This window comes from Namhaeicola litoreus, assembly GCF_042679565.1.
GTDB classification, from domain to species: Bacteria; Bacteroidota; Bacteroidia; order Flavobacteriales; family Flavobacteriaceae; genus Namhaeicola; species Namhaeicola litoreus.
The window spans coordinates 713,960-739,030 of the sequence record NZ_JBHTMY010000002.1 but is presented as its reverse complement, the minus strand read 5'-3'; the positions used below and the strand labels follow the sequence as shown (position 1 = coordinate 739,030).

Below are 25,071 nucleotides of genomic sequence, written 5' to 3'. Positions count from 1 at the left end.
AAGATATCTAATTTTCAAGAAAGCGAAGAATAAGTTTCACAGAAGATGCTTCAATGCAATGGAGTTTGAGATTGAGTCGGGAGCTGTCCCTGTTACATTATGTAATTAATACTTACAAGCAATAAAAGTCCTAAAAAAGTGCCAAATTCGATGTAAAAAGAGGCGCAATTGATTATTTCAACGCCCCAGCAATTGGACGTATGAGGGCATTCTGTATATTGCCTGCTGAAAAGGATAAAGCAGATATACTATCATGTAAAGTGAGTTTTTTGAATTTGATAATTCTGATAAGGACGGCTGGCCACACTTTAAGGTGTTAGACGAACTACCCTACCTTAAACCCGGGGAACAATCGGTTTTAATGAAAGAAGCGATTGTGATGTATTTTGAAAAGAAGGGTTTTTAAATTATATAATTGGAGCAGACAGATTGAGTTAAAAACTACTAAAACCTGTTAATGAATCTTAAACATTTTCAATAACTGAAAACATTGTTTTACTATTGTTTAGTAGATCATATAAATGCTGAGCCAAACTATTAATACAAGCCTTATTTCCGTTAAAACTTTTTTGTTTCTTAAGTTATTTGCTCTTTTGTTGTTTTTGAGTTTTTCTGCAATTTCATATGCCCAAGAAAGGAAATATGTAGAACTTTCTGGAAGGATTTTTGTCGATAGCACTACCGCAGAAAATATTCACATCATCAATTTAACTTCAAGGAGAGGGACTACTTCAAATGAATTAGGAATATTTGAAATACCGGTTTCATTGAACGACACGCTATTTTTCTCGGCTATCAATGTAATCAATCGACAGATAGTCATCACAGAAAAAATTTTGGAGAAGGGATACGTACTTGTACATTTGATTTCTTCTACGGAATATTTGGAGGAAATAAGTCTTAAACAGCATCAATTGACTGGTAGATTAAGTGTAGACGTGATTAAAGCTCGCGATTCAGTTGATGTGGTAAATAGAGAGGCCCTAGACTTTTCTATGATTCGATTTGACGATCCTAATAGTCCATATTTTGTTATGAGTGGCGGAAATCTTTTAAATTTAGTTTTTTATGCAAGTAAGCTGTTTACCGATAAAGATAAAGCGAGAGGTAAAGAGATTGAACATCAATATAGATTAAAATTACAGAAAGCACCCGAAGAAATCCGCAAAGAATTTGGCGATCTGTTTTTTGTGGACACATTAAAAATTCCAAAAGAGAAAATAGACGATTTTATACTTTTTTGTACCTCAAGAGGTATTGATCATTTATATGTTGTTGGGCGAAAAGTTGAGGTGGTTGATGTACTTTTCAAAGAACGGAATAACTACAAGGAAAACAATCTCAATGATTAATGGACTATGAAATTATTTTCGAAAAATTGAGATATTTTCGATTATAAATGACGATCAAAATACCGCCTCTTAATAACATCCAAACCCAAAAGGCAATCCAAATACCGTAAAGTTCCAGTCCGAAATAATCAGCGAGAAATAGAGTAGGGGTAAACCCTATAAATGTGGCTATAAGAAGCGTATTTCTAAGGGTGACAGCTTCGGCCATACCTTTAAAAATTCCGTCGAACACAAAGGCTATAGCATTGATGGGCTGCATCAAGATCACCAGCCAGAAAATCTCATAAAAAAGGGTTAACACATCAGCCTCTTTGCTGAAAATCAAACCGATATTTTTATAAAAAATAAAACAAAAAGCCCCAATAATAAGTGTGATGAAAATAGTGAATTTTACCAAGGTTCTACTTAGCACAGTTATAGTTTCGGGTTTTTCTTGTCCCAAAAATTTACCCGACATGATATTCCCTACACTGGCATAGCCATCAATAAAAAAGGCAAAGAACAGCCATATTTGAAATGCAATCGTTTGAGCTGCAATATGTGCATTTCCATATCCTGTAGCATAGGCATTAGCCAAATAAAGTGCAAAGTTTAAGCTTAATGCGCGAATGATCAAATTAAAACTCAAACTCAATATTCTTTTAATTTCTGGATGAAAGTTAAAATTGAAGCTAAATTTAAACGGGGTTTTTGTCAGCAACAAATAAACAGACATGACTGCCATTACTAATTGAGCAAGTAGGCTGGCATAAGCCGCACCCTCAATTCCCATAGCAGGAATGATATCTTTGAAACCGAAGACCAATAAAAAATCTAGTCCTACATTGAGTAAGGCACCAACAATACTGATGACCATTGGCCAATAGGTATTTTGCAAACCTCTGAAGACACCAAAAACACTAAAGACAAAAAGTGTAAGCGGAATTCCCATTGCCCTGATTTTATAATAAGACACAGAGAATTCATGGATGAGTCCTTGTGCCTGATAGAGGTGAAATATTTCTGAAGCAAATCCAACGGTAACAACATAAATAATAAGGCTCAATAATATATTGATAAAGATGATTTGTGAAGGCAGAAATTCTATGGATTGGAGATTCTCTGCACCAAAATATCTTGCAACGATGGCCGAAATCGCAGAACGGGTTTGTGCCAGAATCCACACGATAGCTGAGATAAAAGAACCGGCAATACCCACTGCAGCTAAACTCTCTGTCGCATTGACGGATAAATTTCCAATAATTGCCGTATCTGTAATCGAGAGCAAAGGTTCAGCTATTCCCGAAATAATTGCCGGAATGGCTAGTCTGTTTATGGATTGAAATGATAGACTTTTGTATTTGGATTCAGACATTTCTACAAAACAACCTCTTTTTTATCAAATTAAAAGAGAAAATTTCATTCTATTTCAATCTGTTCTCCATTTAGATTGATCTTAAACTTTTGTACGTTCTTTTTTTCTTGGATCATGAGCAGAACCTCTGTGGCCGCATCATCTAGATCTGTAGCGATTAGTTTTCCTTCATATTCTGTTCTCATCGTGGGTACTGTGGTATGGGCAACCACATGAATATCAGATCTGTATTTTTTTAACATGGCATCGAGTAAATTTCCAAGTGTATCACTAAGTACATAACCTCTGAACCAATAAGGCCCCTGCTGATTGTAAAAAAAGGATTGCATATCTCTCCATTTTTTAGGGTCATATTTAGTGCTATCAGGTGTATCGTTCAGTAATTCCAAAAAAACAGGATCTTGCATTTGAGTATACACATAATTGTTGTAATCTTCGATCGAGGGAGTACCCAGATCGATTATACCTCCATGTGCAAAAATATTTTTGTTGATTTTGATGACAGAAGGTTTTGAGACCAGCCATCGTCCTAAAACAGATTTTTTAGGATGAAATAATTCATCATATTTCTTTCCATGCACAGAGGCAATGATATTTTCCTTTTTGGAAACATAACGTAAATCACCTGTCATGCACATGATTTCGTGATTACCTATAACCAAATGCACCTTTCCTCCTGCAATTTTTGCTTGATCTTCAAGCTCATATATAAACCACAATAATTTTGTTACTTCGTCACCTCGATCAAAAAGATCCCCGAGAAATACCAAATGCGCTGTACCGGCGATCCATTTGTTATTTTCATCAATTACTTTGGCTTTTTGAAGCAATTGACTAAGAATTGAATATCTTCCATGCACATCTCCTAACACATAAACAGAATCGACATTTTTAAAAATGGAAGGCGCCAAATCTGGCGTAGATCTTATGTTGATTTTATGTAATCCTTCCGTTTTACCGCCAAACATAAGTGTAAATTCTTCCGTTTGGAAGTCGTTAATTTGAACTTTATGAATTTGATTTTCAGAAGTTTCACCTTTTGATAAGACATGGTTTTTAGCATTGGTTAATTCATAAACACCAGCTTCCTTGTTTTTGGTAATCCAATTTATTTGAAGTCCGTCGTTAAATTCGAGATACAAACCTTGAGTCCCGGTAAAATCATACTCATTTTGATCAAACATTTCAGATAGATTTAACTTAGTAGAGCGAAAACCCAAAACAATAAATAACATGCCCAACAATGTGATGAACAGTTCAAATTTTATATGTTTTCGATAAGGCATTTTACAATCAAAAAATAATTTAGCGGTCTAACTTGAACTGATTGAGATTAATATCATCAAGTCCAATATTATCAAAAGGATATTCTAAATCGTCTTGAATATTGTACAATGAGATAAGTATAAACTGACTAAAAAGTACAACTAAAACAGTAATCCATTTCGGAGAATCCAGTCCAACTTTATAAATAATTGCGGGCACATAAATGATTGGGAAAGCATAGATAAAGTATTCGCAATAAGCCTTTAAACTTACCGGAGTTCTATGGACATGAATTGCGTGAACATTTTCTATCGCTTCATGCAGACTGTTGAGCATGCGAAAGATTTTATCTTTTAATCCTCTTGAAATTAATGTATCTTTGGAAATAGTGTATGCTGATATTTGATCTATTTTTTCATCAACCACTGTTGTGTTGTAGTCGTTATTTCCTAAATGAGAAACAAAACTATCACTTACCTGTTTGAGTTTAGAGGCTATTTCAGTTTTTTCTATTTCAGAAAGTTTTGTGGCACTTTGAAAATAATAACTAATTGTTTTAAGGGCGCCTCGAAATTGGCTCAGATGTTCCAAGGCCTTTTCTCTTCGGCGAAATGAGCCCCTTATATTAAATACCAATGGAAAAATAATGGCGATGCTCAACAAAGTAAGGTCAATGTTGTAAGATATATTATACGTAAATGAAAAAAACAGCATAAAAAGTGCAATAGTTAAGGCAATTGCAGTTCTGTAATTGATTATGGTCAAGAATTTATTCATACATATGATTTAGTAACATTGCTAAAAAATAACTCAAAAAAACCATGAAAAGGTCTAAACCTCTGTTGCTCCTGTTATTCGTTTTTCTAACGCTCACCTTATTTGGCCAAGAATCTAAAGATACTAAAACAAAGGATGTTGCAAAACTTTTTCAAAAACAGGACATACTTCCTCTAAAATTAAGCTATTCCCATAAGAATATCAAAGAAAATACAAAAGACAGCACTTTTATTCAAACAGAACTCTCTTATTCGGAGGAACCAGGAGTTTGGAAAACTATCCCCGTTGAACTCAGAACAAGAGGAAATTACCGCCTTAAGAATTGTTATTTCCCTCCGGTTAAGATGAAAATAACCAAAAATGATGCGAAAGGCACTTTATTTAAGGGAAGTAGAAGTTTGAAGATAGTCTTACCATGTATGCTCGAAAAAAATAAAAATGATTATATCATAAAGGAGTATTTGGCCTATAAAGTTTATGAAATAGTAGGAGATTATCATTTTAAAGTGAGACTTGTTGCCATAGATTACAATGAAATTAAAGGAAATAAAACTAGGGAGCACAATTTAAAAGGAATTTTAATTGAGGATCCTGACGATATGGCCGAAAGGTACAACGGAAAAATATTGGAAAGAAATTTTCACCCCCTGGTAATGGACCCTATTTCATCTATCCAAAATTCGTTTTTTCAATATTTAGTGGGAAATACAGATTTTTCTACTGCTGTCCAACATAACGAAAAACTTATGTTTGCTGACAAAAAAGTAATTCCGATTCCCTATGATTTCGACATGTCTGGTTTTGTCAATACCTCATATGCTGTAGTTTCGCAAATTGGAGATCAACAGCTAAACTTGAGTTCTGTTCGAGAAAGGTTATATAGGGGGTTTAAAAGAGAACAGTCGGATATACAAGAAGTTAGAGACAAATATTTATCTCACAAAAATGATATTTTTGACCTGATTCAATCAATGGAAAATGATTTTGAGGACAATAAAAGTTTTGAATCAACGATTAAGTATGTCAATGATTTTTTCGATGTTTTACAAGATGAAAGCAAATTTAATCGTGAAATTATAAATAAATTGAGGGATAAATAGCAGTAAAGGCGATCAGATTGCCTCAAAGATTTTTCCCGGATGGGGCCTTAACGCACCCTTAAGTTCTAGGTCAAGTAAAATAGGCGCTGTTTTAAATATAGGAATTTCACAATGAAGTGAAATATGATCTAGTGTTTGCTTTCCATTTTCAAGTAAAAACTGATAAATAGTTTGTTCAATGTCTGAAAGTTCTAAGAACAGTTGCTTCTGAATAGTTTTTGGCTTATTATCTTGAATGTCCCAATTTAAAAAGTATACCAAATCAGAAACAGAACTCAAAAGAGCGGCTTTGTTTTGTTTGATAAGTTCATTACAGCCTTGGCTATAAGTATCAGTAACTCTTCCGGGAACTGCAAACACATCTCTATGATAAGAATTTGCAATGTCGGCGGTGATTAAAGAGCCTCCTTTTTTAGCTGACTCAATCACGATAGTCGCTTCAGAAATTCCGGCTACGATGCGATTTCTTTTGATAAAATTTTCTCTATCGGGATTTGTTTTCGACCAAAAATCAGAAATGATTCCTCCGTATTCCTGCATTTGGTCGGCGTATTTTTGATGGATCTTTGGATAAATTACGTCTAAACCATGTGCTAGAACGGCAATGGTTTGCAAATTGTGTTCTAGAGCTAATTTATGCGCATAAATATCAACGCCATAGGCCAAGCCGCTAATAATTATTGGATTGTGTATTTTAATTTCTGCCATAAATTCTTCCAAAAAAGATTTTCCGTAATTGGTCATCATTCTTGTCCCGATGATGCTAACGCTCCTTTGCTTTTCAAAATAGACATTCCCTTTTGTAAAAATTAGAAGTGGACCATCTGAACAATGTTTTAATTTTTCAGGGTAGGTTTGATCTAAAAACCCATGAACCTCTATGTTGTTTTTATCACAAAAGATCAGTTCTTTTTCTGCGTTTTGAAGTAATGAACTCTTCATTAAACCATCTATTGTTGCTTTACCAATACCATAAATTTTTTGAAGCTTTTCCCTCTTTTCTTTAAAAATGGCTTCGGCACTTCCACAAGCTTGAAAAAGTTTTTTTGCCGTTATATCACCAATTCCAAATGCTTTATGCAGAGCAAGGAGGTAAATTTTCTCAGAATTATCCATATAAAGTCCTTAGGTTCAGTTAACAGTATATTGTTAATAAAAAAGAAAGGTAAAAGGTTAACAAAAAATCTTTTTTTTTAGCTTTGTCTTAAAGAGAATCCCTGGCACCTTTGAAACTTGCAAATTACATTTCCGATTTATTATACCGCTACGATTGCGTAATTGTACCGACTTTCGGAGGTTTTGTAACAAATCAAAAATCGGCAAGAATAGATGCATTTTCCAATACTTTTTACCCACCTTACAAGCAAATTAGCTTTAACTCTCAATTAACAGATAATGATGGTTTGTTGGCAAACTACATAGCTTCAACAGACAACATTAAATATGAATGTGCGGTTAATTATATCAAATTTGAAATAGAGGAATGGAGAAAGAGGCTAAAAACTCAGGAAATTGAAATAGATAGTATCGGTACAATTTCAGAAGTAAATGACAAACTTATTTTTGAACCCAATGAGAAAGTAAATTTTTTAACTTCATCTTTCGGTTTATCAGAATTTACTTGTCAGGAAGTAAAAAGAGAAGTACTTAAAAAGCAAGTTGAAGATCTCGAGGAAAGAGCACCGATTACTTTTACTCCTGAAAGCAAAAAAGCACCAAATTATTTAAAATATGCTGCTGCATTTATCATCGGAATTTCTGCAATCGGTTTCGGAGGAAAAATATATCGAGATTATCAGGAAAATCAAATGGCTACGGTTATTGAAGTAGAGCAGAATAATTTAGAGCAAAGAATTGAAAAAGCTACGTTCGAAATTTCTAAGACACTCCCTGCTATTAAAGTTGAAATAACAGCACAAAAAAAGAACTTTCATGTTATTGCCGGAGCGTTTAGGTATCCTGAAAATGCCAATGTTAGAGTTGAGCAATTAAAGGCTGAAGGATTTAATGCTAAAATTTTAGGTGTTAATAAATGGGGATTAACCATTGTTTCTTTTGATAGTTTCAAAACGCGAGAAGAATCTGAAGTTCAATTAGAACAAATTCAGAAAAACGAAGAAAAAGATGCTTGGATTTTGTTCCAAGAATTATAAAATTTTCTACTTCACATTTGCTATTTTTGTAGGAACTAAAGCAATACTATGGCTGTTCAACCTAAAACTCCAAAAGAGTCTTTAACGATATTAACTGATCTTGTTTTACCTGGAGAAACAAATCCATTAGATAATCTGTTTGGAGGAGAATTATTAGCGAGAATGGATAGGGCTTCTAGTATTGCGGCAAGAAGACATTGCAAAAGAATTGTGGTAACTGCTTCGGTGAATCATGTGGCTTTTACGAAAGCGGTTCCAGTAGGTAGTGTTTTGACTATTGAAGCAAAAGTGTCTAGAGCGTTTAAGAGTTCTATGGAGATTTTTGTTGATGTTTGGATTGAAGACAGGGAGACAGGAGAAAAATCTAAAGTAAATGAAGGCATTTACACTTTTGTCGCAGTTAATGATATGGGTACACCAGTGAGTGTACCCCCAATACTACCCGAAACCGACTTAGAAAAAGAGCGATATGATGGCGCTTTGAGAAGAAAGCAGTTGAGTTTGGTTTTAGCAAAGAAGTTAGATCCACATGATGCCACAGAATTAAAGGCCCTATTTATCTAGCTCAAAATTTTCGAATCACCTTTTCTATTCCCTGTAAATAACTACTTCCAAACAACAATAAATGAACTAACCTCGGATAAAGATTATGGAGTTCGATTCGGGCTTTCCAATCAGGTTCTAGAGGATAGACTTCTTGATAAGAATTGAGATAATCAGTGTCGAAACCACCAAACAAAAATGACATCGCAATGTCAACTTCCCTATGACCAAAATAAACGGCAGGATCAATAAAATAAGCAGTTTGTTGAGGTCCACAGAGTATGTTTCCAGACCATAAATCGCCGTGTAAAAGAGAGGGTTTTTCTTTTGGGATAAGTTGGTCTAGTTGTTTTAAAAGTCCGTCAAAATTTCTTAGGTGTGAATCTTTTAATAAACCCAAGTCATAGCTATTGGAAACTAAAGGTTGTAGTCGATGTTCAATAAAAAAAGTAGTCCAATTATTTTCAAAAGTGTTCTGTTGCTGTAAAGAGCCTATGAAATTATCGAATACTAGTCCAAAATGTGTGTTACTTTTTAAGTGAATTTGTGCTAGAGAAGTACCGAAATTTATCCAGAAATCACGCTCGATATTCTTCTCCCGCTCAATAAACTCCATTAAAATAAATTGTTGGTCATCAAAATCAAAAACACAGTTAATTTTAGGAACGTTCGCCCCGGCCAAGGATAATAGCGATAAACCAACTTTCTCTTTTTTGAACATTTCGGGAAATCGTTTTGAAGAATTTTGCTTGAGCACAAAAATTTCATTCATTGTTGTTATCCGATAAGCACGATTAATATCGCCTCCAAAAAGTGGTTCAACTTTTTTGATTTTTCTATTTATAAATGAAGAAACGATTGATTTAATATTCAAAATGAGAAGATTTCACTCAAATTTAAAGATAATTAGAAATAAAAAGAATTTATATTTTGCTCATGATTTGAGCAAGGTTTTGCTAATATTTTTAGCATTTTTGTAAAATCAAACAAAACAATGGTCGAGATACTTTTTGTATTTTAGCCCAAATCAAATGCAAAATAAATTATGGCAAACGATAAAGAAAAAGAAGCTAAGTTAAAAGCACTGCAACTTACGCTAGATAAATTGGATAAGACATACGGAAAAGGTTCTGTAATGAAAATGGGAGATGTAGCTCCTAATGATGTTGCTGCCATTGCATCAGGTTCATTAGGAATTGATGTGGCTTTGGGAATTGGTGGATATCCAAAGGGGAGAATTATAGAAATTTATGGACCAGAGTCTTCAGGTAAAACAACATTGGCCATCCATGCCATTGCCGAAGCTCAGAAAGCAGGTGGTATCGCCGCTTTTATCGATGCAGAACACGCTTTTGACAGGTACTATGCCCAAAATTTAGGAGTGGATATTGATAATTTGATTATTTCACAACCTGATTACGGAGAACAGGCTTTAGAAATTGCAGATAATTTGATCAGTTCTGGAGCCATTGATATAATGATTATTGATTCGGTTGCAGCGTTGACACCCAAAAGTGAGATTGAGGGTGAGATGGGCGATTCTAAAATGGGTTTACAAGCCAGACTTATGTCTCAAGCCCTTAGAAAACTAACTGCAAGTATAAGCAAAACCCATTGTACAGTTATTTTTATCAATCAATTGAGGGAAAAAATTGGCATTATGTTCGGAAATCCGGAAACAACAACAGGAGGAAACGCACTTAAGTTTTACTCATCCGTTCGGGTGGATATCCGAAGAAGCACTCAAATTAAAGATGGGGATAAAGTGATTGGTAACAGAACCAAAGTAAAAATAGTGAAGAATAAAGTAGCGCCACCTTTCCAAACCGCTGAATTTGATATCATGTATGGTCAGGGAATATCAAAGGTTGGAGAAATCTTGGATCTGGGTGTAGATTATGGTATTATCAATAAAAGTGGATCTTGGTTTAGTTATGGAGATACGAAGTTGGGTCAAGGTAGGGACGCTGTAAAATCATTGATTGCCGATAATCCTGAATTGGCAGAAGAATTAGAAATAAAAATTAAAGAAGCAATTGCAGGATAAATAGGAAATGAATTACATAAAAAAGCTCGATTTAACTTATTAAATCGAGCTTTTTTAATAGGTGTTATAAAGTAATTATTTATTCATTTCTTTAATAAATTTTTCCAAAGCCATGGTCATCGAAGGAGTTTCTTTTGTTGGAGCCGCAATGTCTATTTTTAATCCGGCTTCTTCTGCTGCTTTCACGGTAGAATTACCAAAAACTGCAATTTTGGTTGCATTTTGTTTAAAATTTGGAAAATTCTTAAATAGTGATTCTATACCTGTTGGACTGAAAAAAACCAAGATATCATAGAAAACGTTTTCGAGATCACTTAGATCACTAATTACTGTTCTGTATAAAACAGCTTGAGTCCAATCAATGCCTAGTTCATCTAAAATAGGTGGAATTGTAGGTTTTAATTTATCAGATGAAGGAAGCATAAATTTTTCATCTTTATGCTTTTTGATCAATGGCACTAAATCTTCAAAATGATTTTTACCTACATATATTTTGCGTTTTCTGTACACAACATATTTCTGTAGATAGTAGGCAATTGCTTCCGACTGGCAAAAGTAGCGCAAGTCGTCCGAGATTTTACAGCGCATTTCTTCGGCTAATCTGAAGAAATTATCCACGGCATTTCGACTAGTAAAAATGATGGCTGTAAATTTTGAAAAATCAATTTTTTGCTCCCTAACGCTTCTCGCTGACTCTCCTTCTACATGTATAAACGATCTGAAATCAATTTTTACTTTTTGTTTTTCAGAAAGATCGTGATAAGGAGACTGTTTAGTGGGAGCTGGTTGGGAAACGAGAATACTTTTAATTTTCATAGTCTTTTCCGTTAACTAACAATTAATTTATATACCAATATAATTGGTGCTATTTCCAGCGCGCAAAGATACAAAAATAAATAGAAAATACTAGTAAAGTTGATTCGATCATTCTGTAACGATCTGAAATACCGTACTAAAATCAATACACTAGCAAAAATTATGGCCAGACCGATAAGGATTTTATAATACTTTGTATTGGCATAAGCAACCAACAAGAGTATGGGTAATGTATAGATACTGATTAGATATAAATTGCTGATTTTTATTAATGAAAAATATATGTATTCATCCTGTACTTCAAAAATAAAAGCCAATAGAGATCCAAGGATCATTCTTAAAACTAAAAATGAGAATAGGCCCAATAAAATTATGGAAAAATAGGATAATTCAATTTGAAATCCATTATTAACAAATGCATTTAGCCCATAGAAAATGAGCAATGAAAAAGTAATAAAGAAGACGATAAAAAAAAGAATATTATAACCGTTAAATAGAACGGGTTTCGTTTTAGCATACTCTGTAAAATACTTTTCAGAATAAATTAATGACATCATAGCTGAAAGTCTATCATTAAAATGATATTTGATGGCAGCTAAAAGCACAATCACGATCAAGAAAAAGATCGTAATCCAATCTGGGGAAAAAACCATTCTTTCTTCTACACCTATCATTTACTTATAAACTCAACTGGAATTTTATTTCCTTGGAAACCTTCAGGTAAATCATAAAAACCAAGGCCTACCCTAAATGTAACATCTTCTTTTTCTACAATTGTTGGAACAATGAAACTTGCAGATAAAAGAAAAGTATCAGCCTGTTTTAATACAGGCAAAGATTCAATAATTAATGGAATTTTTGCAAGTATTTTGTTTTTTTCTCCCTGAAAAACACCAAAAAATACTGTATTACTCCAGTCAACACTTTCAGGGTAAATGCTCTTTACAACTAACGAAAACTCAAAACGTTCATTTTCCTTCAATTCAAATGAAGGAATCTCGATGATACATTGAAGTTTCTGATAGGTCTGATAATTCTCAATGGGTATGATATTGATCCATTTGTCGCTTGAGCTATTTCTTTTTGCCGCCGGAGTACCTTCAATCAAAGTGCCAACTGCAAAAACATTTTCATGCTGCATATGATCCTCAAAATGGCTTAAATCATACTGGCTCTTTCTTCCTTTTAAAATGCTATATGAATGGGTTTTTATGCCTGTGTAAAAATTGTAAATGGAAGCTCCACGATATGAATTGACAAAAACCAAGGGTTTTCCTTGTGTTTTCTCTTTTACTTCTTCCACCCAATTTTCAGACCATTGAGGTTCTAGCTCAATGGGTGAAATCGAAGGAGCCATCAATAAAATTCGCGCAATGATAATTACCAAAAAGTTTATTCCTGCTAGAATAAGTAACCATTTTCTCCATTGTTCATTTTCGACAAAAAAAGGAAAGGTAATAACGATTAAAGAAATTAAACCAACAACGGTCCATTGGGCTTGTGGCGTTGTGTTCAAAGTGCTGTACAGAAAAAAGAAGAAGAAGCCAAACCAAACAAACTTTAAAGCTCTTTCGAATTTGTTTCTCGCTTTTTGTTTGAAAAAAGCAGCATATACGACTGGAAAAGTTAGTCCGACTATGGCGATCTGATTTACAAAATGAAGTAAAGTTTTATCTAAACTATAAGGCTTTTTAGCTCTTTCGAGTAAATGATATCTGATGGATGGAAAATCATTTTGGTATTGCCAAAATAAATGCGGTGTAAACGCAATAAAAGCGATAAGGACAGCAGTCCAGAATCTAAAATTTGTCAATAATTTCAGGTTTGAAAGCACAACAAAAATGATCACCAGTAAACCATGATATTTACTGTATAACATGCCTGACATCGTTAGACCCAAGCCAATAATTGAGAACCAATTCACTTTTACTAAAAAACGTTTATAAAAGTAAAAGAATAGAGCGGTAAACATGAGTAATGGAGTATCCGGTGTCGTAATAAATCCAAAGACCTGTAAAAATGCAACAGAAAAGATTAACGCAAAGTACAGCCAAACAAACTCACTTTTTTTAGGGTGTTCAATAAGTTTCCATACCATAATAAGGAGAACAGTGAAGCTAAGAACAGAAAAAAAACGTACGCCAAGTTCATTTTGAAAAAAAAAGCTACTGAATTTCACCCATAAAGCAACAAGTGGAGGGTGGTCAAAATAACCAAAAGCTAAGTCTTTAGACCAAACAAAATAATAGGCTTCATCCTCAAACAGTCTGGTAAAATAACCTTGACAAAGATTAATTACAAAAAAGAATAAAATCAATAGGGCAAATTGAAATTCAGGCCGTTTCAGGTATTTCATAGGTAAGTTTTATTCATACAAATTTAGAAATAAAAAATCTTAACTTTGGTGTCCTAAAATCATCGTATGCAAGATACGCTTGTTATCATACCTACCTACAACGAAAAGGAGAATATTGAAAAAATCATCCGTGCTACTTTTTCACAAAAAAAAGCATTCGACATATTGATTGTAGACGACAGTTCTCCAGATGGAACTGCAAGAATCGTAAAAGAGTTGCAAAAAGAATTTCCTAAGAGTTTGTGTTTACAAGTCAGAAAGGAAAAGAATGGTTTGGGTGCGGCATATATTCACGGGTTTAAATGGGCCTTAAAAAAAGGTTATGACTACATTATAGAAATGGACGCTGATTTTTCTCATAATCCTGAAGACCTAGAAAGGCTATATGAAGCTTGCGCTATTGAAGGAGCTGATCTTTCTATTGGTTCGAGATATTCAAAAGGAGTCAACGTGGTAAACTGGCCAATGAAACGTGTTTTACTGTCCTATTTCGCTTCTCGATATGTAAAAATTGTTACTGGGATCCCAATTCACGACACAACTGCTGGTTTTGTATGCTACAAAAGGCGTGTATTGGAAACCATTAAATTGGATAAAATTAGATTTGTTGGCTATGCTTTTCAAATTGAGATGAAATACAAAGCATGGAAACATGGTTTTACTTTAAAAGAAGTTTCAGTGATTTTTACAGACCGTACAGAGGGAGAATCAAAAATGAGTAAAACGATTATTACTGAAGCCATATTCGGAATTATTTCGATGAGGTTAAAAGGACTTCCAAAATAAAAAAGATGAAAACAGTTTTAATAAAAAATGCACAAATCGTTAATGAAGGAATGATCCAACAAAAAGATGTATTGATTGTTGGAGAGTACATAGATAGGATTGCTGATCATATCGATGATGTGCCAGAAAGTACTTCAATAATTGATGCCAAAGGAAAATATTTACTTCCCGGAGTAATTGATGATCAAGTACACTTTAGAGAGCCCGGATTAACTCATAAGGGCGATATTTCTTCTGAATCTAGAGCTGCCGTTGCTGGAGGAATTACTTCATTTATAGAAATGCCAAATACAAATCCGCAAACCGTTACTCAAAAGCTTTTGAAAGAAAAATTTGAAATGGCTGATGGTAGGGCATTTGCGAATTTTTCTTTTATGTTTGGAGGCACAAATGACAATTTGGAAGAATTAATCCAAACAGATCCTAAAAATGTTGCAGCAATCAAATTGTTTTTGGGTTCTTCTACAGGAAACATGTTGGTAGATGATGAGGAAGTTTTAGAAAAAATTTTTTCTTCAACAAATATGGTCATCGCCGTACATTGCGAAGATGAAAATACAATCAAAAAGAATTTTGAAGCTGATTTAGAAACTTACGGAGAAGACATTCCAATTGCTCGTCACCCAATAATCAGAAGTGAAGAAGCATGTTATCTATCATCTTCAAAAGCCATTGCCTTGGCTAGAAGGACCGGAGCCAGACTGCATGTGTTTCATTTGAGTACCGCCAAAGAAACAAATCTTTTCAGGAATGATATTCCGCTTGAAGAGAAGATGATCACTGCAGAAGTTTGTATTCATCACCTAACTTTCGATGATAAAGACTATGCCTCCAAAGGAACTTTTATCAAATGGAATCCTGCGGTAAAAACGGAGAAAGATAGAGAAGGTTTGTGGAAAGCCCTTTTGGATGATCGAATTGATGTAATCGCAACAGACCATGCTCCTCATACTTTAAAAGAAAAAAATCAGGTGTATACAAAAGCTCCGAGTGGCGGACCATTGGTACAACATGCGCTGCCCGCGATGTTGGAATTTTACAAGGAAGGAAGAATAAGCTTAGAAAAGATTGTGGAGAAAATGTGTCATAACCCAGCCATTTTGTTTAAAGTGTACAACAGAGGATACATTCGTGAGGGTTATTTTGCCGATTTAGTTTTAGTTGATTTGGCCTGTGAACAAGAGGTAACTAAAGAAAGCCTTTTGTATAAATGTGGCTGGTCTCCATTTGAAGGAAAATTTTTTCACAACAAGATAACCCATACGTTTGTAAATGGACATTTAGTTTTTGACGGTAAAAATGTATTACCTGAACCAAAAGGGAAAAGACTAAAATTTGATCGATGAAAATAAATCCTTTGACATTTCTTTTATTTGTTTTGATTTTGGCTTGCCAAGGCAAAACACATATTCCAAAACCGGAAAATTTAATTCCACCGGAAAAAATGGAAAATCTGTTGTATGATATGTATGTCGCAAATGGCGCTGTGAGTGCAGAAAATAAAAATGGAGATAAAAACATAAAATACATGTCTTTTATTAGTTTAAAATACCAAATTGATAGTGTACAATTTGCCATTAGTAATGAATACTACACATCTCAGGTGGATGAATATCGCAGAATACTCGAGAATGTAAAAAAGAGGTTAGAAGAAGACCGAGAATTAGTTAGATTTGAAATGGACTCGATAAGAGGAGAGGATGAGTCTGTACCAGAATTTGAAGATGATTACGAATAAAGAACAAACAAAACTTACTTAGTTTTTGTCTTTTTGGAACAATTTTCCAGTAAACTGAATTGTCTCGTTAAACGGAATAAAAGAATAATTTAATACCCGCCTAATTTTTTCCGAAGTGTATTTTTTTTGACCATAAGCGGCTTTTGCAGAATTTCTTGTTAATGATGGTTTAGAACGGGTAAATAAACTTTTTAACCAAGCTAATCTCCATGCAATTTCCAAACCGGTTTTTCCAATTTCTTTAGATGGTGTTTTCGCTTTAATTGATTGGCTGATTTGTGTAAATAAGTCTTTAAATGATCTGTTTTCTGCCACTAAAACAAAAGCTTCATTAATAATATCACTTTCCATTAAAACAATCATTGACTTTGACACATCTCTAACGTCAACAAATCCAGAACTCCCTGAAGAGTAATAACTCATCCCATTTTTAATTTGCTCAAATAAATTTCCAGTTCCGTTCTTCCAAAAACCTGGGCCAATAATTACACCGGGATTTACAACGATACAATTAACCCCTTCCTGACTTGCACGCCAAACTTCCATTTCTGCAGCTCGTTTTGTGATGGCATAATCACTCTTGTTTTTGTTTGTTGTCCAAAAACATTGTTCATCAATATAATCCGTTTGATATGTATTTTCAAGGGTTGCAATGGAGCTAACAAAACACAATTTTTTAATCTTTTTTTCGATGGAAACATTAACTATGTTTTGGGTTCCTTCAATATTTACCTTTCTCATTTCCTGGTAATCACGAGATGAAAAAGATACCAGGGCTGCACAATGATAAACAACATCAACATTGTCAAAAATGCTTTTTAAATCTTCAATAACCGTAATATCTGCGTGAACCCAATTGATTTTTTGGTAGTACATCTCCGCTTCATTCGAATAATATTGAAAAACCCGTTTTACATTTTTCAATCTAGACTTATTGCGATAAATTGCCCTAATCTCCTTTTCCTGTAAAGTCAAATGATAGAGCAAATGCGCTCCTACAAAACCTGTTCCGCCGGTAACTAAAATCATGAAGTAAAAATAAATATTCCCCAGATCAAAACACTTAATTTAAAGAATTTATTCGCGAACTTCCTTTCTACATATTGAAAACAGTTTTTATTGAGCCAGTAAGCATTCTTTTTTATCTTTGCCCAAAATTTGAAAGTATGGCAAATAATTTTGTTGAAGAATTGCAATGGAGAGGTTTGATTCATGATATCATGCCCGGAACAGAAGAACAATTACAGAAGGAAATGACCACTGCTTATATCGGTTTCGACCCAACAGCAGATACCTTGCACATTGGAAGTTTGGTTCAAATTATGTTGTTAATGCACTTTCAAAGAGCTGGCCATAAACCGATTGCATTGGTTGGAGGAGCAACAGGAATGATTGGAGATCCCTCTGGAAAATCTGCCGAGCGAAACTTACTGGATGAAGAAACATTAGCGAAAAACATAACAGGTGTTAAAAGAACACTTGAGAGGTTTATTGATTTCTCCGGAAATCAAAACAACCGGGCAGAATTGGTAAATAATTATGATTGGATGAAAAATTTATCCTTTTTGGATTTTGCCAGAGATATTGGAAAACATATTACCGTAAATTATATGATGTCCAAAGACTCTGTAAAAAATCGTTTAAATCCTGATGCTAAAGAAGGAATGAGCTTTACAGAATTTACTTACCAATTGGTTCAGGGTTATGACTTTCTTCATCTTTATGAACACAAGAATTGTAAGTTGCAAATTGGAGGTAGTGATCAATGGGGAAACATTACAACCGGTACAGAATTGATCAGAAGAAAATTACAAGGCAAAGCATTTGCCTTAACCAGTCCGTTAGTTACAAAGGCAGATGGAACAAAATTCGGTAAAACTGAAGGGGGTAATGTTTGGTTGGATGCAAGTAGAACCTCACCGTATAAATTTTATCAATATTGGGTAAATGCCAGTGATGAAGACGCAGAAAAATACATCAAGATATTTACCTTTTTAGACAAGTCAACTGTTGAGAAACTCATAGAAGAGCATAAAGAAGCTCCTCATTTAAGAATACTACAGAAAAAAGTTGGAGAAGAGGTTACGCGCATGACTCATGGAGAACAAGCACTTGAAAACGCCATTATGGCTTCATCTATTTTGTTTGGTAATTCAACTGCCAGTGATTTGAGAAAATTAGATGAGCAGACTTTTTTAGATGTTTTTGAGGGTGTCCCTCAAGCTGAAATTTCCAAATTGGATATCGAAGAGGGAATTGATATTGTTGATGCGTTAAATGAAAAATCTGGGTTTTTAAAATCAAATGGTGAGGCGAGAAGGGCTTTGAAGGAAAATTCTATTTCGGTGAACAAGGAAAAGGTTAAAGAAGAATTTCGATTGTCGAAAAATGATTTAATAGATAACCAATTTGTGCTGTTACAGAGAGGAAAACGCAATTACTTTTTGCTTAGAGTCGTATCATAATACCATCAAGTTACAGCCACGAATATCAGAATTGTCAAATCTTCCTAGGATTTCAAAAGAGCCATCTTCATAGGTTTTACCTAAATCTTGTGTGGCGATAAAACTACATGAGTTAAGATTTGCAAGATCGATGACATTAATGCCTCCTGATTTACCTTTTGGCAATAAACTCAATGGATCTTCTGTATCTCTAATTGATACTTTCATCCACGGAGGACAGTAAAATCGACCCTCGCCTTTTGAATAAGCTTGAGAAAGTAATTCCGTCATACCGTATTCTGAATGAATTTGGTTTACACCAAACCCCTTTTTTAGTAAGCCGTGTAATTCTTCGCGCACCAATTCCTTTCTTCTTCCTTTCATTCCTCCCGTTTCCATAACGATGGTATTTTGAAGGTTGAAATGATAATTTTCGATAAAATCGAGCAAAGCAAAGGAAACTCCAATTAATATTGTTTTTCTATTTTTTGACTCTAGCTCGGTAATTATACGGGCGAGTTTTTCATGGTCATTTAGATAGAAACCGCTCTCAGGCGTGCCTGAAAGCATAATAAGGTCTTTCATCATATAAATCAAAGACGACCCTGTTCTTTCTAAGTATCCAGGTAAAAGAGCCAGAAAGGTAAAGTCAGCTGGGGAGCCATAAAAATGATTAAAACCACAAGTAAAACTGTCTTTGTATAATTGAATGTCACTGACAAAATGTTTACTTTGTTCTGTTCCTGTGGTACCACTACTGGTAAAAACAAGCTCAGGTAATTTTGTCGAACTAACAATATTTTCTGTTTTGAAAAAGGATATGGGTAGAAAAGGGATTTGAGCAATCGAATTGACTTTTGTAGGATTTACACCTAACAGCTTTATAAAATTATGATAAACAGGATTTTGCACCGCTTGAATTTTGAAAACCTCAATGGCGGTGTGTTCAAACTCATAACTCGATCTAATTTTAAAAAAAGAAGTGTAATCTAAGCTCATTTCATTAGCAAAAGTAAGTCAAATAACGCAACCCAATACTTATTTAAGCATCTAGAAATATACAATCAACATCATTCGAAAACGATGAAAAGATTTATTGTATTATTTTTTATTGTAATTTTAACCACCTGTTGCAGTGATGGAGACAATTATTATTACCAATTAGTGCCTATAGAAAGTTCAGATTTCCCTGAAACTTTTGAATTTGGTAAAGTATATGAAGTCTCCGTTCAATACAAAGTTTCAGATAATTGCTTCTTGTATCCTGATTTGATTTACGAATATGATCAAGACGCCAGAAACGTAGCGATTGTTGGAACATTTGTGGATAAAAATAGTTGTTCGGCTGAGGACGTGCTTTATAATTATGTTTTTAGAGTTCATGCACTTCAGACAGAAGATTATATTTTTAGACTGTGGAAAGGAGAAGATGAAGATGGCGATTCAATTTACGAAGAAGTCATTGTTCCGGTGGTTAACTTAAACAATAAAGTAGAACATGGGTTTAAAGAAACTCATACTTAAATGTAAAAAAAGAGATAGAAAGGCCCAATCTGAGGTCTATCAGTTGTTTGCGGGTAAGATGTTTGCAGTAAGCTTGAAATATTCAAGAAATACCCAAGAAGCAGAAGATAACCTTCAAGATGCCTTTATTACGATATTTGAAAAAATAGATCAATTTAAGTTCAAAGGTTCCTTTGAGGGTTGGATGAAAAGGGTTGTGATCAATACAACTTTACAAAGTTACCGACAAAAGAATGTTTTGAATTTAGTAGAGTATAATTTGCCAGATGAGGTAGATGTAGAGGTCGTAGAAGATGAAATTACCTTGGACTTTTTGTTAAAAATAGTTCAAGAATTACCAGAAAGATATAGAATGGTTTTTAACCTATATGTTTTAGATGGTTTTTCTCATAAGGAAATTTCGAAGCTTCTCGGAATTGCAGAAGGAACATCTAAATCAAATTTGTCTCGCGCTAGATTGATTTTAAAAGAAAAAGTAGAATTGAGTCAGCAAAAAAGAAATGCTGGATTATTTTAATAATGAAAGAGTATAAAAACATAGACAGGCTTTTTCAGGAAAACTTCAAAGAAATGGAAGTTTTTCCTCCTGATAGGGTTTGGAATAATATTGAAATGCAATTGCAGGGCAGATCTCGCACCAGGGTTGCTCCGTTATTCAGGAAGTTAAGCGGAGTTGCTGTGGCGGCGTTATTGCTCTTTTCACTTGGTCTAGGATATTTTAAACCATGGAAAAAAGAGACCTTGTTAAACAATAGGGGCGCCATTCAAAATAGTGAGAACAACACAAACGCGAGTACTATAATAAATACAGGCAGTGAAAATGAGAAGGAGAAAACAGTGGCTGTGTCTAGTGTTGTTGGTAAAAAGATCAAGAAAGGAAAGGTAGTAAATTTAGAAACTCCGATATCGGTTGAATCTGAAAAGAATGATTTCAAGTTTGCTGATGATAAAGGTAATGCCATTGTCAATAACGAAATAAATAAGAAAGACGAAGAAATTGTTGAAAAAACTTCAAACGGAAACAAAGAATTTCTTCAGACAAGTATCGAAACAGCCATTTCATCTAATGAAAAAATCAACATTAAGCAGGAAACGGATAAGAAATGGTCTATTGGTCCAACAGTTGCTCCTGTATATTTAAACTCACTTCAGCAAGGATCACCTATAAGTGAGAATTTAAAAAATAACTCAATAAGTACAGACGAGGCTTTCTCTTATGGTGTAAAGGTAAATTACCAATTAACAGAAAAAATCAATATTCAGTCAGGTTTAAACCGATTAGAATTGGGATATAATACAAAGGATGTTAATCTTGCAATTTCATCGTCAAAATATTCAAATAACAATCTAGATTCCAAAAATTCTGCGATTTATTTATCATCTTCTCAGAATTCAAGACCCAATATAGAATCCTCAACAGTTGCCGGTAAAACTGACGTAGAGGGAGAATTGAATCAGTCTTTTGAATACTTAGAAATCCCTATAGAAATGAAATACAATTTGTTTGAAAGCAAAGTTGGTCTTAATTTGGTGGGAGGTTTTAGTACATATATTTTGACTGATAATCAAGTGTCGTTTGTTTTACCCAACCTCAATGAAACGAAGATAGGAGAAGCGAATAACCTAAACTCATTCAATTTTAGTGGAAATTTAGGTTTTGATATAGATTATAAAATTACTCAAGATTGGTTTTTAAACGTCACACCAATGGTGAAGTACCAATTTAACACTTTCTCAAACAGCTCTGGTAATTTTCAACCTTATTATTTTGGGGTTTACTCCGGAGTTAATTATAGATTTTAATTTATCATAAACAGAAAAACTTAAAAGCCGGCTATTTGCCCGGCTTTTTTTTGGTTCTTAATTATTGTTCTATGACAATATTTACACTTAAATTAGCTGAGATTTTAAAATACTAAGTTTACATAAAAACATATAATATGGCAATTGATATAAAACAGGTCCTAAAGAATTTAGGTATTGATCAAGTCAATCAAGGAGTTTCATCTGGAACAAAATGGTTTGACACGGCAGGTGATACAACAGCATCTTACTCCCCAATTGATGGGGAATTAATTGGTAAAGTAAAAAACGCTACTTGGGATGATTATGAAAAACTCATAACAAAGGCACAAAAAGCTTTTGTTATTTGGAGAAAAGTTCCGGCACCTATAAGAGGAGAGGTAATTAGGCAAATAGGATTAGAATTGCGCAAACACAAAGATGATCTAGGCGCATTGGTTAGTTATGAAATGGGGAAAATTTTTCAGGAAGGAAAAGGTGAAGTGCAAGAAATGATTGATATCTGTGATTTTGCAGTTGGACAATCTAGGCTGATCAATGGAGTTTCTTTACAATCAGAGAGAGTAGATCACAGACTTTTTGAACAATACCAACCGCTAGGCGTTGTAGGTATAGTAACGTCGTTTAATTTTCCTGTGGCTGTTTGGGCATGGAATACAGCACTAGCTGCAATAGCCGGAGATGTGGTCATTTGGAAACCTTCATCTAAAACACCTTTGTCTGCTATCGCTACACAAAAATTAATTCAAAAAGTTCTAAAGGAGAATGATGTACCCGAAGGTGTATTTAATTTAATAGTGGCAAAATCTTCTGTCATGGGAGATCAATTCTTAAATGACCACAGAATTCCTTTGATGTCTGTTACTGGCTCTTCTGCGGTCGGCAAAAGAGTAGGAGAAATAGTAGGTAAAAGATTGGGTAAAACCATATTAGAATTAGGAGGAAACAACGCCGTAATTATTACGCCAAGTGCAGATATTCCGATGGCTTTAAGTTCAACTGTTTTTGGTACCGTTGGCACTGCCGGCCAGCGTTGTACCTCAACCCGAAGAATAATTATACATGAAAGTATTTACGAAGAAGTAAAGGAAAAACTAGTTAATGCGTATCATAAAATCAAAGACAGGGTTGGAAGTCCATTAGACGAAAAGTTTTTGGTTGGCCCATTGATTGATCAAGGTTCTGTAATCAACTTTTTGAACGCAGTAAAACGCGTGCAAGAAGAAGGAGGCAAAATTTTATTTGGTGGTGAAAAATTAACTGGTAAAGGATTTGAATCTGGAAATTACGTAATGCCTTGTATTGCTGAGGCCGAAAATCATTACAGCATTGTACAAGAGGAAACTTTTGCGCCGATCGTGTATTTGATCAAATACGCTGGAGATATTTACGACGCCATCGCTATTCAGAATGATGTGCCTCAAGGACTTTCTTCTTGTTGCTTTACTTTGAATGTAAGAGAAGCAGAAATATTTGTGTCAAGTGCAGGTTCTGATTGCGGCATTGCCAATGTAAATGTAGGTACTTCCGGAGCTGAAATTGGAGGAGCTTTTGGAGGTGAAAAAGAAACAGGTGGTGGAAGAGAATCTGGCTCAGATGCTTGGAAAGTTTATATGAGAAGACAAACGAGTACAGTTAACTACGGTACAGCCTTACCCCTTGCGCAAGGCATTAAATTTGATTTTTGACCATAAAAAAACCGCCCCGAGAACTCGGGGCGGCGATTGGTTGAAATAAATCAACCAAAATCAACTAACCAAACCTTATTTTTAATTCGTTTTAAGTTACTTCTAAAACGTAATTTTCATCTTTTTGTTGCCTTACTAGAAAATGTATTTAATCACTTTTTCGCAAGTAAAATTATTAACAATAAGTCAATATTCGTGCCAAAAATCGGGGGTAAAATTAAAATTTTCTTAAATTTTGAGCTTTTGTGGGGGAAGGATAAAACATTAAAATTTGCTCAGAAAAAAACTGTAAAAGAAAATTCGATACAAAAGTAATATTTAATTTTTAGTGTGCAATAATTTTTGAAATTTAATTCTCTAAAAGCATAAGAAAAACTCAATTTTAACGTTTAATTAATATCAATGAATGTTAATTTTTGGGCTATGAAAAAATTATCTCTATTTATTGTTCTTATTACCTTATCTGCATCTGTTTTTTCTCAGTCATTTGACGGGAGAGGGGATAAAAAGTTAAATATTGGTTATGATATTTACAGTTATGGTGAAGGAATAAAAGCAACTTTTGATTACGGAATACACGACATGTTTTCACTAGGATTTGGAGCTTCTTACTATTTTGACTCTGATAGTGATTACTTTCTTTTTGCAAGAACCGCTTTTCATTTTGGAAATGTGATGGACTTCGATACTTGTTTCGATTTGTATCCGGGGATTGAAATTGGTTATTTAGAACGCGGAGACGTAGGCTTTACAGCTTTCATCGGAGCGAGGTATTTCTTTTCGGAAAACTTTGGTGTCTTTGCGGAACTGGGAAATAACGGAAATGCGGGTATCTGTTTCGCTTTCTAGCTACTTAATTTCTTTTTTATCTAACATTTGCAAATCACTAACTTTGTAATAACGCTGTTTTCCTTTTACGTTATACAAAATAACTGCTTCGTTTTCTTGTAGATCAAATGGATTATCAGATTTTACAGGAGGCTTGTTGCCATATTCACCGCGAGCAGTATTGATCATTTGTCGATCTTCTTTATCTTGGTAGCCAATAGAATAATCCGCTGTAAATTCAAAATTATTTCCGCTAAACAATGGAGCTAATTTTATTTCTTTATCTCTAAAAAAAACAGATTCAAAATAGACATTTGGTTGTATCAATTCTCCTTGAAAATAAAGTGTAATACCTTTTTTACCTTCATAGGGAACAGTATATTCCTGGTAAGTTTTTTTGTTAAATTTAAAAGGAGGCTGGCCTGCTACTTCTGAATTCACCTTGCAAGCATTCAAAACAATGGTAGCTAGTGTCAATAAAAGAATTTTTTTCATC

At 34.1% G+C, this 25,071-nt stretch carries 25 protein-coding genes; 14 read left to right on the top strand and 11 right to left on the bottom strand.

What is annotated here, in order from left to right; translation table 11 throughout:
- The first annotated feature begins 569 nt into the window (after positions 1 to 569).
- Positions 570 to 1,352 (top strand): hypothetical protein, encoded by a 783-nt coding sequence (locus ACFQ39_RS05140; protein WP_377176915.1) that lies wholly within the window; start codon positions 570 to 572, stop codon positions 1,350 to 1,352.
- Between the two features lie 4 nt (positions 1,353 to 1,356).
- On the opposite strand, the gene ACFQ39_RS05135 is transcribed toward ACFQ39_RS05140, so the two are convergent.
- The 3 genes from ACFQ39_RS05135 to ACFQ39_RS05125 form a co-directional block, all read right to left on the bottom strand.
- The gene (locus tag ACFQ39_RS05135) at positions 1,357 to 2,706 is read right to left on the bottom strand and encodes an MATE family efflux transporter (RefSeq protein WP_377176914.1); all 1,350 of its coding nucleotides are present in this window, start codon (positions 2,704 to 2,706) and stop codon (positions 1,357 to 1,359) included.
- A 44-nt stretch (positions 2,707 to 2,750) separates the two neighbouring features.
- Positions 2,751 to 3,890: a metallophosphoesterase gene (locus ACFQ39_RS05130; protein WP_377176913.1), complete on the bottom strand. Its 1,140-nt coding sequence runs from the start codon at positions 3,888 to 3,890 to the stop codon at positions 2,751 to 2,753.
- 121 nt (positions 3,891 to 4,011) lie between these two features.
- A complete protein-coding gene (locus ACFQ39_RS05125) occupies positions 4,012 to 4,749 on the bottom strand; it encodes a hypothetical protein (protein WP_377176912.1) in 738 nt (245 codons plus the stop codon).
- 44 nt (positions 4,750 to 4,793) lie between these two features.
- Between ACFQ39_RS05125 and ACFQ39_RS05120 the strand changes: the two genes are divergently transcribed.
- The gene (locus tag ACFQ39_RS05120; protein ID WP_377176911.1) at positions 4,794 to 5,849 is read left to right on the top strand and encodes a hypothetical protein; all 1,056 of its coding nucleotides are present in this window, start codon (positions 4,794 to 4,796) and stop codon (positions 5,847 to 5,849) included.
- A 12-nt stretch (positions 5,850 to 5,861) separates the two neighbouring features.
- Here the strand turns inward: ACFQ39_RS05120 and dprA are convergent, their stop codons facing one another.
- Positions 5,862 to 6,965 (bottom strand): DNA-processing protein DprA, encoded by a 1,104-nt coding sequence (dprA, locus tag ACFQ39_RS05115; protein ID WP_377176910.1) that lies wholly within the window; start codon positions 6,963 to 6,965, stop codon positions 5,862 to 5,864.
- Positions 6,966 to 7,075: 110 nt separating this feature from the next.
- Here dprA and ACFQ39_RS05110 point away from each other — a divergent pair, with 110 nt between their 5' ends.
- Positions 7,076 to 8,002, top strand: coding sequence for an HU domain-containing protein (locus tag ACFQ39_RS05110; RefSeq protein WP_377176909.1), 927 nt, complete (start codon positions 7,076 to 7,078; stop codon positions 8,000 to 8,002).
- A gap of 48 nt (positions 8,003 to 8,050) precedes the next feature.
- Positions 8,051 to 8,566, top strand: coding sequence for an acyl-CoA thioesterase (locus ACFQ39_RS05105; protein ID WP_377176908.1), 516 nt, complete (start codon positions 8,051 to 8,053; stop codon positions 8,564 to 8,566).
- 1 nt (position 8,567) lies between these two features.
- Here the strand turns inward: ACFQ39_RS05105 and ACFQ39_RS05100 are convergent, their stop codons facing one another.
- Positions 8,568 to 9,419, bottom strand: coding sequence for a fructosamine kinase family protein (locus ACFQ39_RS05100; protein WP_377176907.1), 852 nt, complete (start codon positions 9,417 to 9,419; stop codon positions 8,568 to 8,570).
- A 171-nt stretch (positions 9,420 to 9,590) separates the two neighbouring features.
- Here ACFQ39_RS05100 and recA point away from each other — a divergent pair, with 171 nt between their 5' ends.
- Positions 9,591 to 10,592 (top strand): recombinase RecA, encoded by a 1,002-nt coding sequence (recA, locus tag ACFQ39_RS05095; protein WP_377176906.1) that lies wholly within the window; start codon positions 9,591 to 9,593, stop codon positions 10,590 to 10,592.
- A gap of 75 nt (positions 10,593 to 10,667) precedes the next feature.
- Here recA and ACFQ39_RS05090 read toward each other — a convergent pair whose 3' ends face one another.
- From ACFQ39_RS05090 to ACFQ39_RS05080, 3 genes are read right to left on the bottom strand one after another with little or no spacing between them, the layout of a single operon-like run.
- On the bottom strand, positions 10,668 to 11,408 hold the full coding sequence (locus ACFQ39_RS05090; protein ID WP_377176905.1) for a uroporphyrinogen-III synthase: 741 nt from the start codon (positions 11,406 to 11,408) through the stop codon (positions 10,668 to 10,670).
- An 11-nt stretch (positions 11,409 to 11,419) separates the two neighbouring features.
- The gene (locus ACFQ39_RS05085; RefSeq protein WP_377176904.1) at positions 11,420 to 12,082 is read right to left on the bottom strand and encodes a DUF4271 domain-containing protein; all 663 of its coding nucleotides are present in this window, start codon (positions 12,080 to 12,082) and stop codon (positions 11,420 to 11,422) included.
- Positions 12,079 to 13,764 (bottom strand): ArnT family glycosyltransferase, encoded by a 1,686-nt coding sequence (locus ACFQ39_RS05080; protein WP_377176903.1) that lies wholly within the window; start codon positions 13,762 to 13,764, stop codon positions 12,079 to 12,081. Before ACFQ39_RS05080 ends, ACFQ39_RS05085 begins: the two co-directional genes overlap by 4 nt.
- Before the next feature lie 66 nt (positions 13,765 to 13,830).
- On the opposite strand from ACFQ39_RS05080, the gene ACFQ39_RS05075 reads away from it, so the two are divergent.
- The 3 genes from ACFQ39_RS05075 to ACFQ39_RS05065 are packed head-to-tail and all read left to right on the top strand — an operon-like array spanning position 13,831 to position 16,288.
- Positions 13,831 to 14,550 (top strand): polyprenol monophosphomannose synthase, encoded by a 720-nt coding sequence (locus tag ACFQ39_RS05075; protein ID WP_377176902.1) that lies wholly within the window; start codon positions 13,831 to 13,833, stop codon positions 14,548 to 14,550.
- Between the two features lie 5 nt (positions 14,551 to 14,555).
- A complete protein-coding gene (locus tag ACFQ39_RS05070; protein WP_377176901.1) occupies positions 14,556 to 15,896 on the top strand; it encodes a dihydroorotase in 1,341 nt (446 codons plus the stop codon).
- Positions 15,893 to 16,288 (top strand): DUF4296 domain-containing protein, encoded by a 396-nt coding sequence (locus tag ACFQ39_RS05065; protein WP_377176900.1) that lies wholly within the window; start codon positions 15,893 to 15,895, stop codon positions 16,286 to 16,288. The genes ACFQ39_RS05070 and ACFQ39_RS05065 overlap by 4 nt, the downstream gene beginning before the upstream one ends.
- Positions 16,289 to 16,306: 18 nt before the next feature.
- Here ACFQ39_RS05065 and ACFQ39_RS05060 read toward each other — a convergent pair whose 3' ends face one another.
- Entirely contained in the window at positions 16,307 to 17,317 is a 1,011-nt protein-coding gene (locus ACFQ39_RS05060) for an SDR family oxidoreductase (RefSeq protein WP_377176899.1), read from the bottom strand.
- A gap of 137 nt (positions 17,318 to 17,454) precedes the next feature.
- On the opposite strand from ACFQ39_RS05060, the gene tyrS reads away from it, so the two are divergent.
- Entirely contained in the window at positions 17,455 to 18,753 is a 1,299-nt protein-coding gene (gene tyrS / locus ACFQ39_RS05055; protein ID WP_377176898.1) for a tyrosine--tRNA ligase, read from the top strand.
- Here tyrS and ACFQ39_RS05050 read toward each other — a convergent pair.
- Positions 18,748 to 19,731 carry an acyl transferase gene (locus ACFQ39_RS05050; protein ID WP_377176897.1) on the bottom strand — a complete coding sequence of 328 codons (984 nt, stop codon included), beginning with the start codon at positions 19,729 to 19,731 and terminating at the stop codon, positions 18,748 to 18,750. The genes tyrS and ACFQ39_RS05050 overlap by 6 nt on opposite strands.
- Positions 19,732 to 19,815: 84 nt before the next feature.
- Here ACFQ39_RS05050 and ACFQ39_RS05045 point away from each other — a divergent pair, with 84 nt between their 5' ends.
- From ACFQ39_RS05045 to ACFQ39_RS05025, 5 genes are all read left to right on the top strand, one after another.
- Positions 19,816 to 20,256, top strand: coding sequence for a hypothetical protein (locus ACFQ39_RS05045; RefSeq protein WP_377176896.1), 441 nt, complete (start codon positions 19,816 to 19,818; stop codon positions 20,254 to 20,256).
- Positions 20,231 to 20,773, top strand: a complete 543-nt coding sequence (locus ACFQ39_RS05040; protein WP_377176895.1) for an RNA polymerase sigma factor — start codon at positions 20,231 to 20,233, stop codon at positions 20,771 to 20,773. Before ACFQ39_RS05045 ends, ACFQ39_RS05040 begins: the two co-directional genes overlap by 26 nt.
- A gap of 2 nt (positions 20,774 to 20,775) precedes the next feature.
- Entirely contained in the window at positions 20,776 to 22,059 is a 1,284-nt protein-coding gene (locus tag ACFQ39_RS05035; RefSeq protein ID WP_377176894.1) for a hypothetical protein, read from the top strand.
- Between the two features lie 137 nt (positions 22,060 to 22,196).
- Entirely contained in the window at positions 22,197 to 23,747 is a 1,551-nt protein-coding gene (amaB, locus tag ACFQ39_RS05030) for an L-piperidine-6-carboxylate dehydrogenase (protein WP_377176893.1), read from the top strand.
- A gap of 423 nt (positions 23,748 to 24,170) precedes the next feature.
- Complete coding sequence (locus ACFQ39_RS05025) at positions 24,171 to 24,596, top strand: DUF6646 family protein (protein WP_377176892.1); 426 nt, start codon at positions 24,171 to 24,173, stop codon at positions 24,594 to 24,596.
- Here the strand turns inward: ACFQ39_RS05025 and ACFQ39_RS05020 are convergent, their stop codons facing one another.
- Positions 24,597 to 25,070: a hypothetical protein gene (locus ACFQ39_RS05020; protein ID WP_377176891.1), complete on the bottom strand. Its 474-nt coding sequence runs from the start codon at positions 25,068 to 25,070 to the stop codon at positions 24,597 to 24,599.
- Position 25,071 lies beyond the last annotated feature (1 nt).

Excerpts from the sequence above, each read along its gene's own strand:
- ACFQ39_RS05135 (WP_377176914.1), bottom strand. The coding sequence starts at position 2,706 with ATGTCTGAATCCAAATACAAAAGTCTATCATTTCAATCCATAAACAGA.
- ACFQ39_RS05130 (WP_377176913.1), bottom strand. The coding sequence starts at position 3,890 with ATGTTTGATCAAAATGAGTATGATTTTACCGGGACTCAAGGTTTGTAT.
- ACFQ39_RS05125 (WP_377176912.1), bottom strand. The coding sequence starts at position 4,749 with ATGAATAAATTCTTGACCATAATCAATTACAGAACTGCAATTGCCTTA.
- ACFQ39_RS05120 (WP_377176911.1), top strand. The coding sequence starts at position 4,794 with ATGAAAAGGTCTAAACCTCTGTTGCTCCTGTTATTCGTTTTTCTAACG.
- dprA (WP_377176910.1), bottom strand. The coding sequence starts at position 6,965 with ATGGATAATTCTGAGAAAATTTACCTCCTTGCTCTGCATAAAGCATTT.
- ACFQ39_RS05105 (WP_377176908.1), top strand. The coding sequence starts at position 8,051 with ATGGCTGTTCAACCTAAAACTCCAAAAGAGTCTTTAACGATATTAACT.
- recA (WP_377176906.1), top strand. The coding sequence starts at position 9,591 with ATGGCAAACGATAAAGAAAAAGAAGCTAAGTTAAAAGCACTGCAACTT.
- ACFQ39_RS05090 (WP_377176905.1), bottom strand. The coding sequence starts at position 11,408 with ATGAAAATTAAAAGTATTCTCGTTTCCCAACCAGCTCCCACTAAACAG.
- ACFQ39_RS05085 (WP_377176904.1), bottom strand. The coding sequence starts at position 12,082 with ATGATAGGTGTAGAAGAAAGAATGGTTTTTTCCCCAGATTGGATTACG.
- ACFQ39_RS05080 (WP_377176903.1), bottom strand. The coding sequence starts at position 13,764 with ATGAAATACCTGAAACGGCCTGAATTTCAATTTGCCCTATTGATTTTA.
- ACFQ39_RS05075 (WP_377176902.1), top strand. The coding sequence starts at position 13,831 with ATGCAAGATACGCTTGTTATCATACCTACCTACAACGAAAAGGAGAAT.
- ACFQ39_RS05070 (WP_377176901.1), top strand. The coding sequence starts at position 14,556 with ATGAAAACAGTTTTAATAAAAAATGCACAAATCGTTAATGAAGGAATG.
- ACFQ39_RS05065 (WP_377176900.1), top strand. The coding sequence starts at position 15,893 with ATGAAAATAAATCCTTTGACATTTCTTTTATTTGTTTTGATTTTGGCT.
- ACFQ39_RS05060 (WP_377176899.1), bottom strand. The coding sequence starts at position 17,317 with ATGATTTTAGTTACCGGCGGAACAGGTTTTGTAGGAGCGCATTTGCTC.
- tyrS (WP_377176898.1), top strand. The coding sequence starts at position 17,455 with ATGGCAAATAATTTTGTTGAAGAATTGCAATGGAGAGGTTTGATTCAT.
- ACFQ39_RS05050 (WP_377176897.1), bottom strand. The coding sequence starts at position 19,731 with ATGAGCTTAGATTACACTTCTTTTTTTAAAATTAGATCGAGTTATGAG.
- ACFQ39_RS05045 (WP_377176896.1), top strand. The coding sequence starts at position 19,816 with ATGAAAAGATTTATTGTATTATTTTTTATTGTAATTTTAACCACCTGT.
- ACFQ39_RS05040 (WP_377176895.1), top strand. The coding sequence starts at position 20,231 with ATGGGTTTAAAGAAACTCATACTTAAATGTAAAAAAAGAGATAGAAAG.
- ACFQ39_RS05035 (WP_377176894.1), top strand. The coding sequence starts at position 20,776 with ATGAAAGAGTATAAAAACATAGACAGGCTTTTTCAGGAAAACTTCAAA.
- amaB (WP_377176893.1), top strand. The coding sequence starts at position 22,197 with ATGGCAATTGATATAAAACAGGTCCTAAAGAATTTAGGTATTGATCAA.
- ACFQ39_RS05025 (WP_377176892.1), top strand. The coding sequence starts at position 24,171 with ATGAAAAAATTATCTCTATTTATTGTTCTTATTACCTTATCTGCATCT.
- ACFQ39_RS05020 (WP_377176891.1), bottom strand. The coding sequence starts at position 25,070 with ATGAAAAAAATTCTTTTATTGACACTAGCTACCATTGTTTTGAATGCT.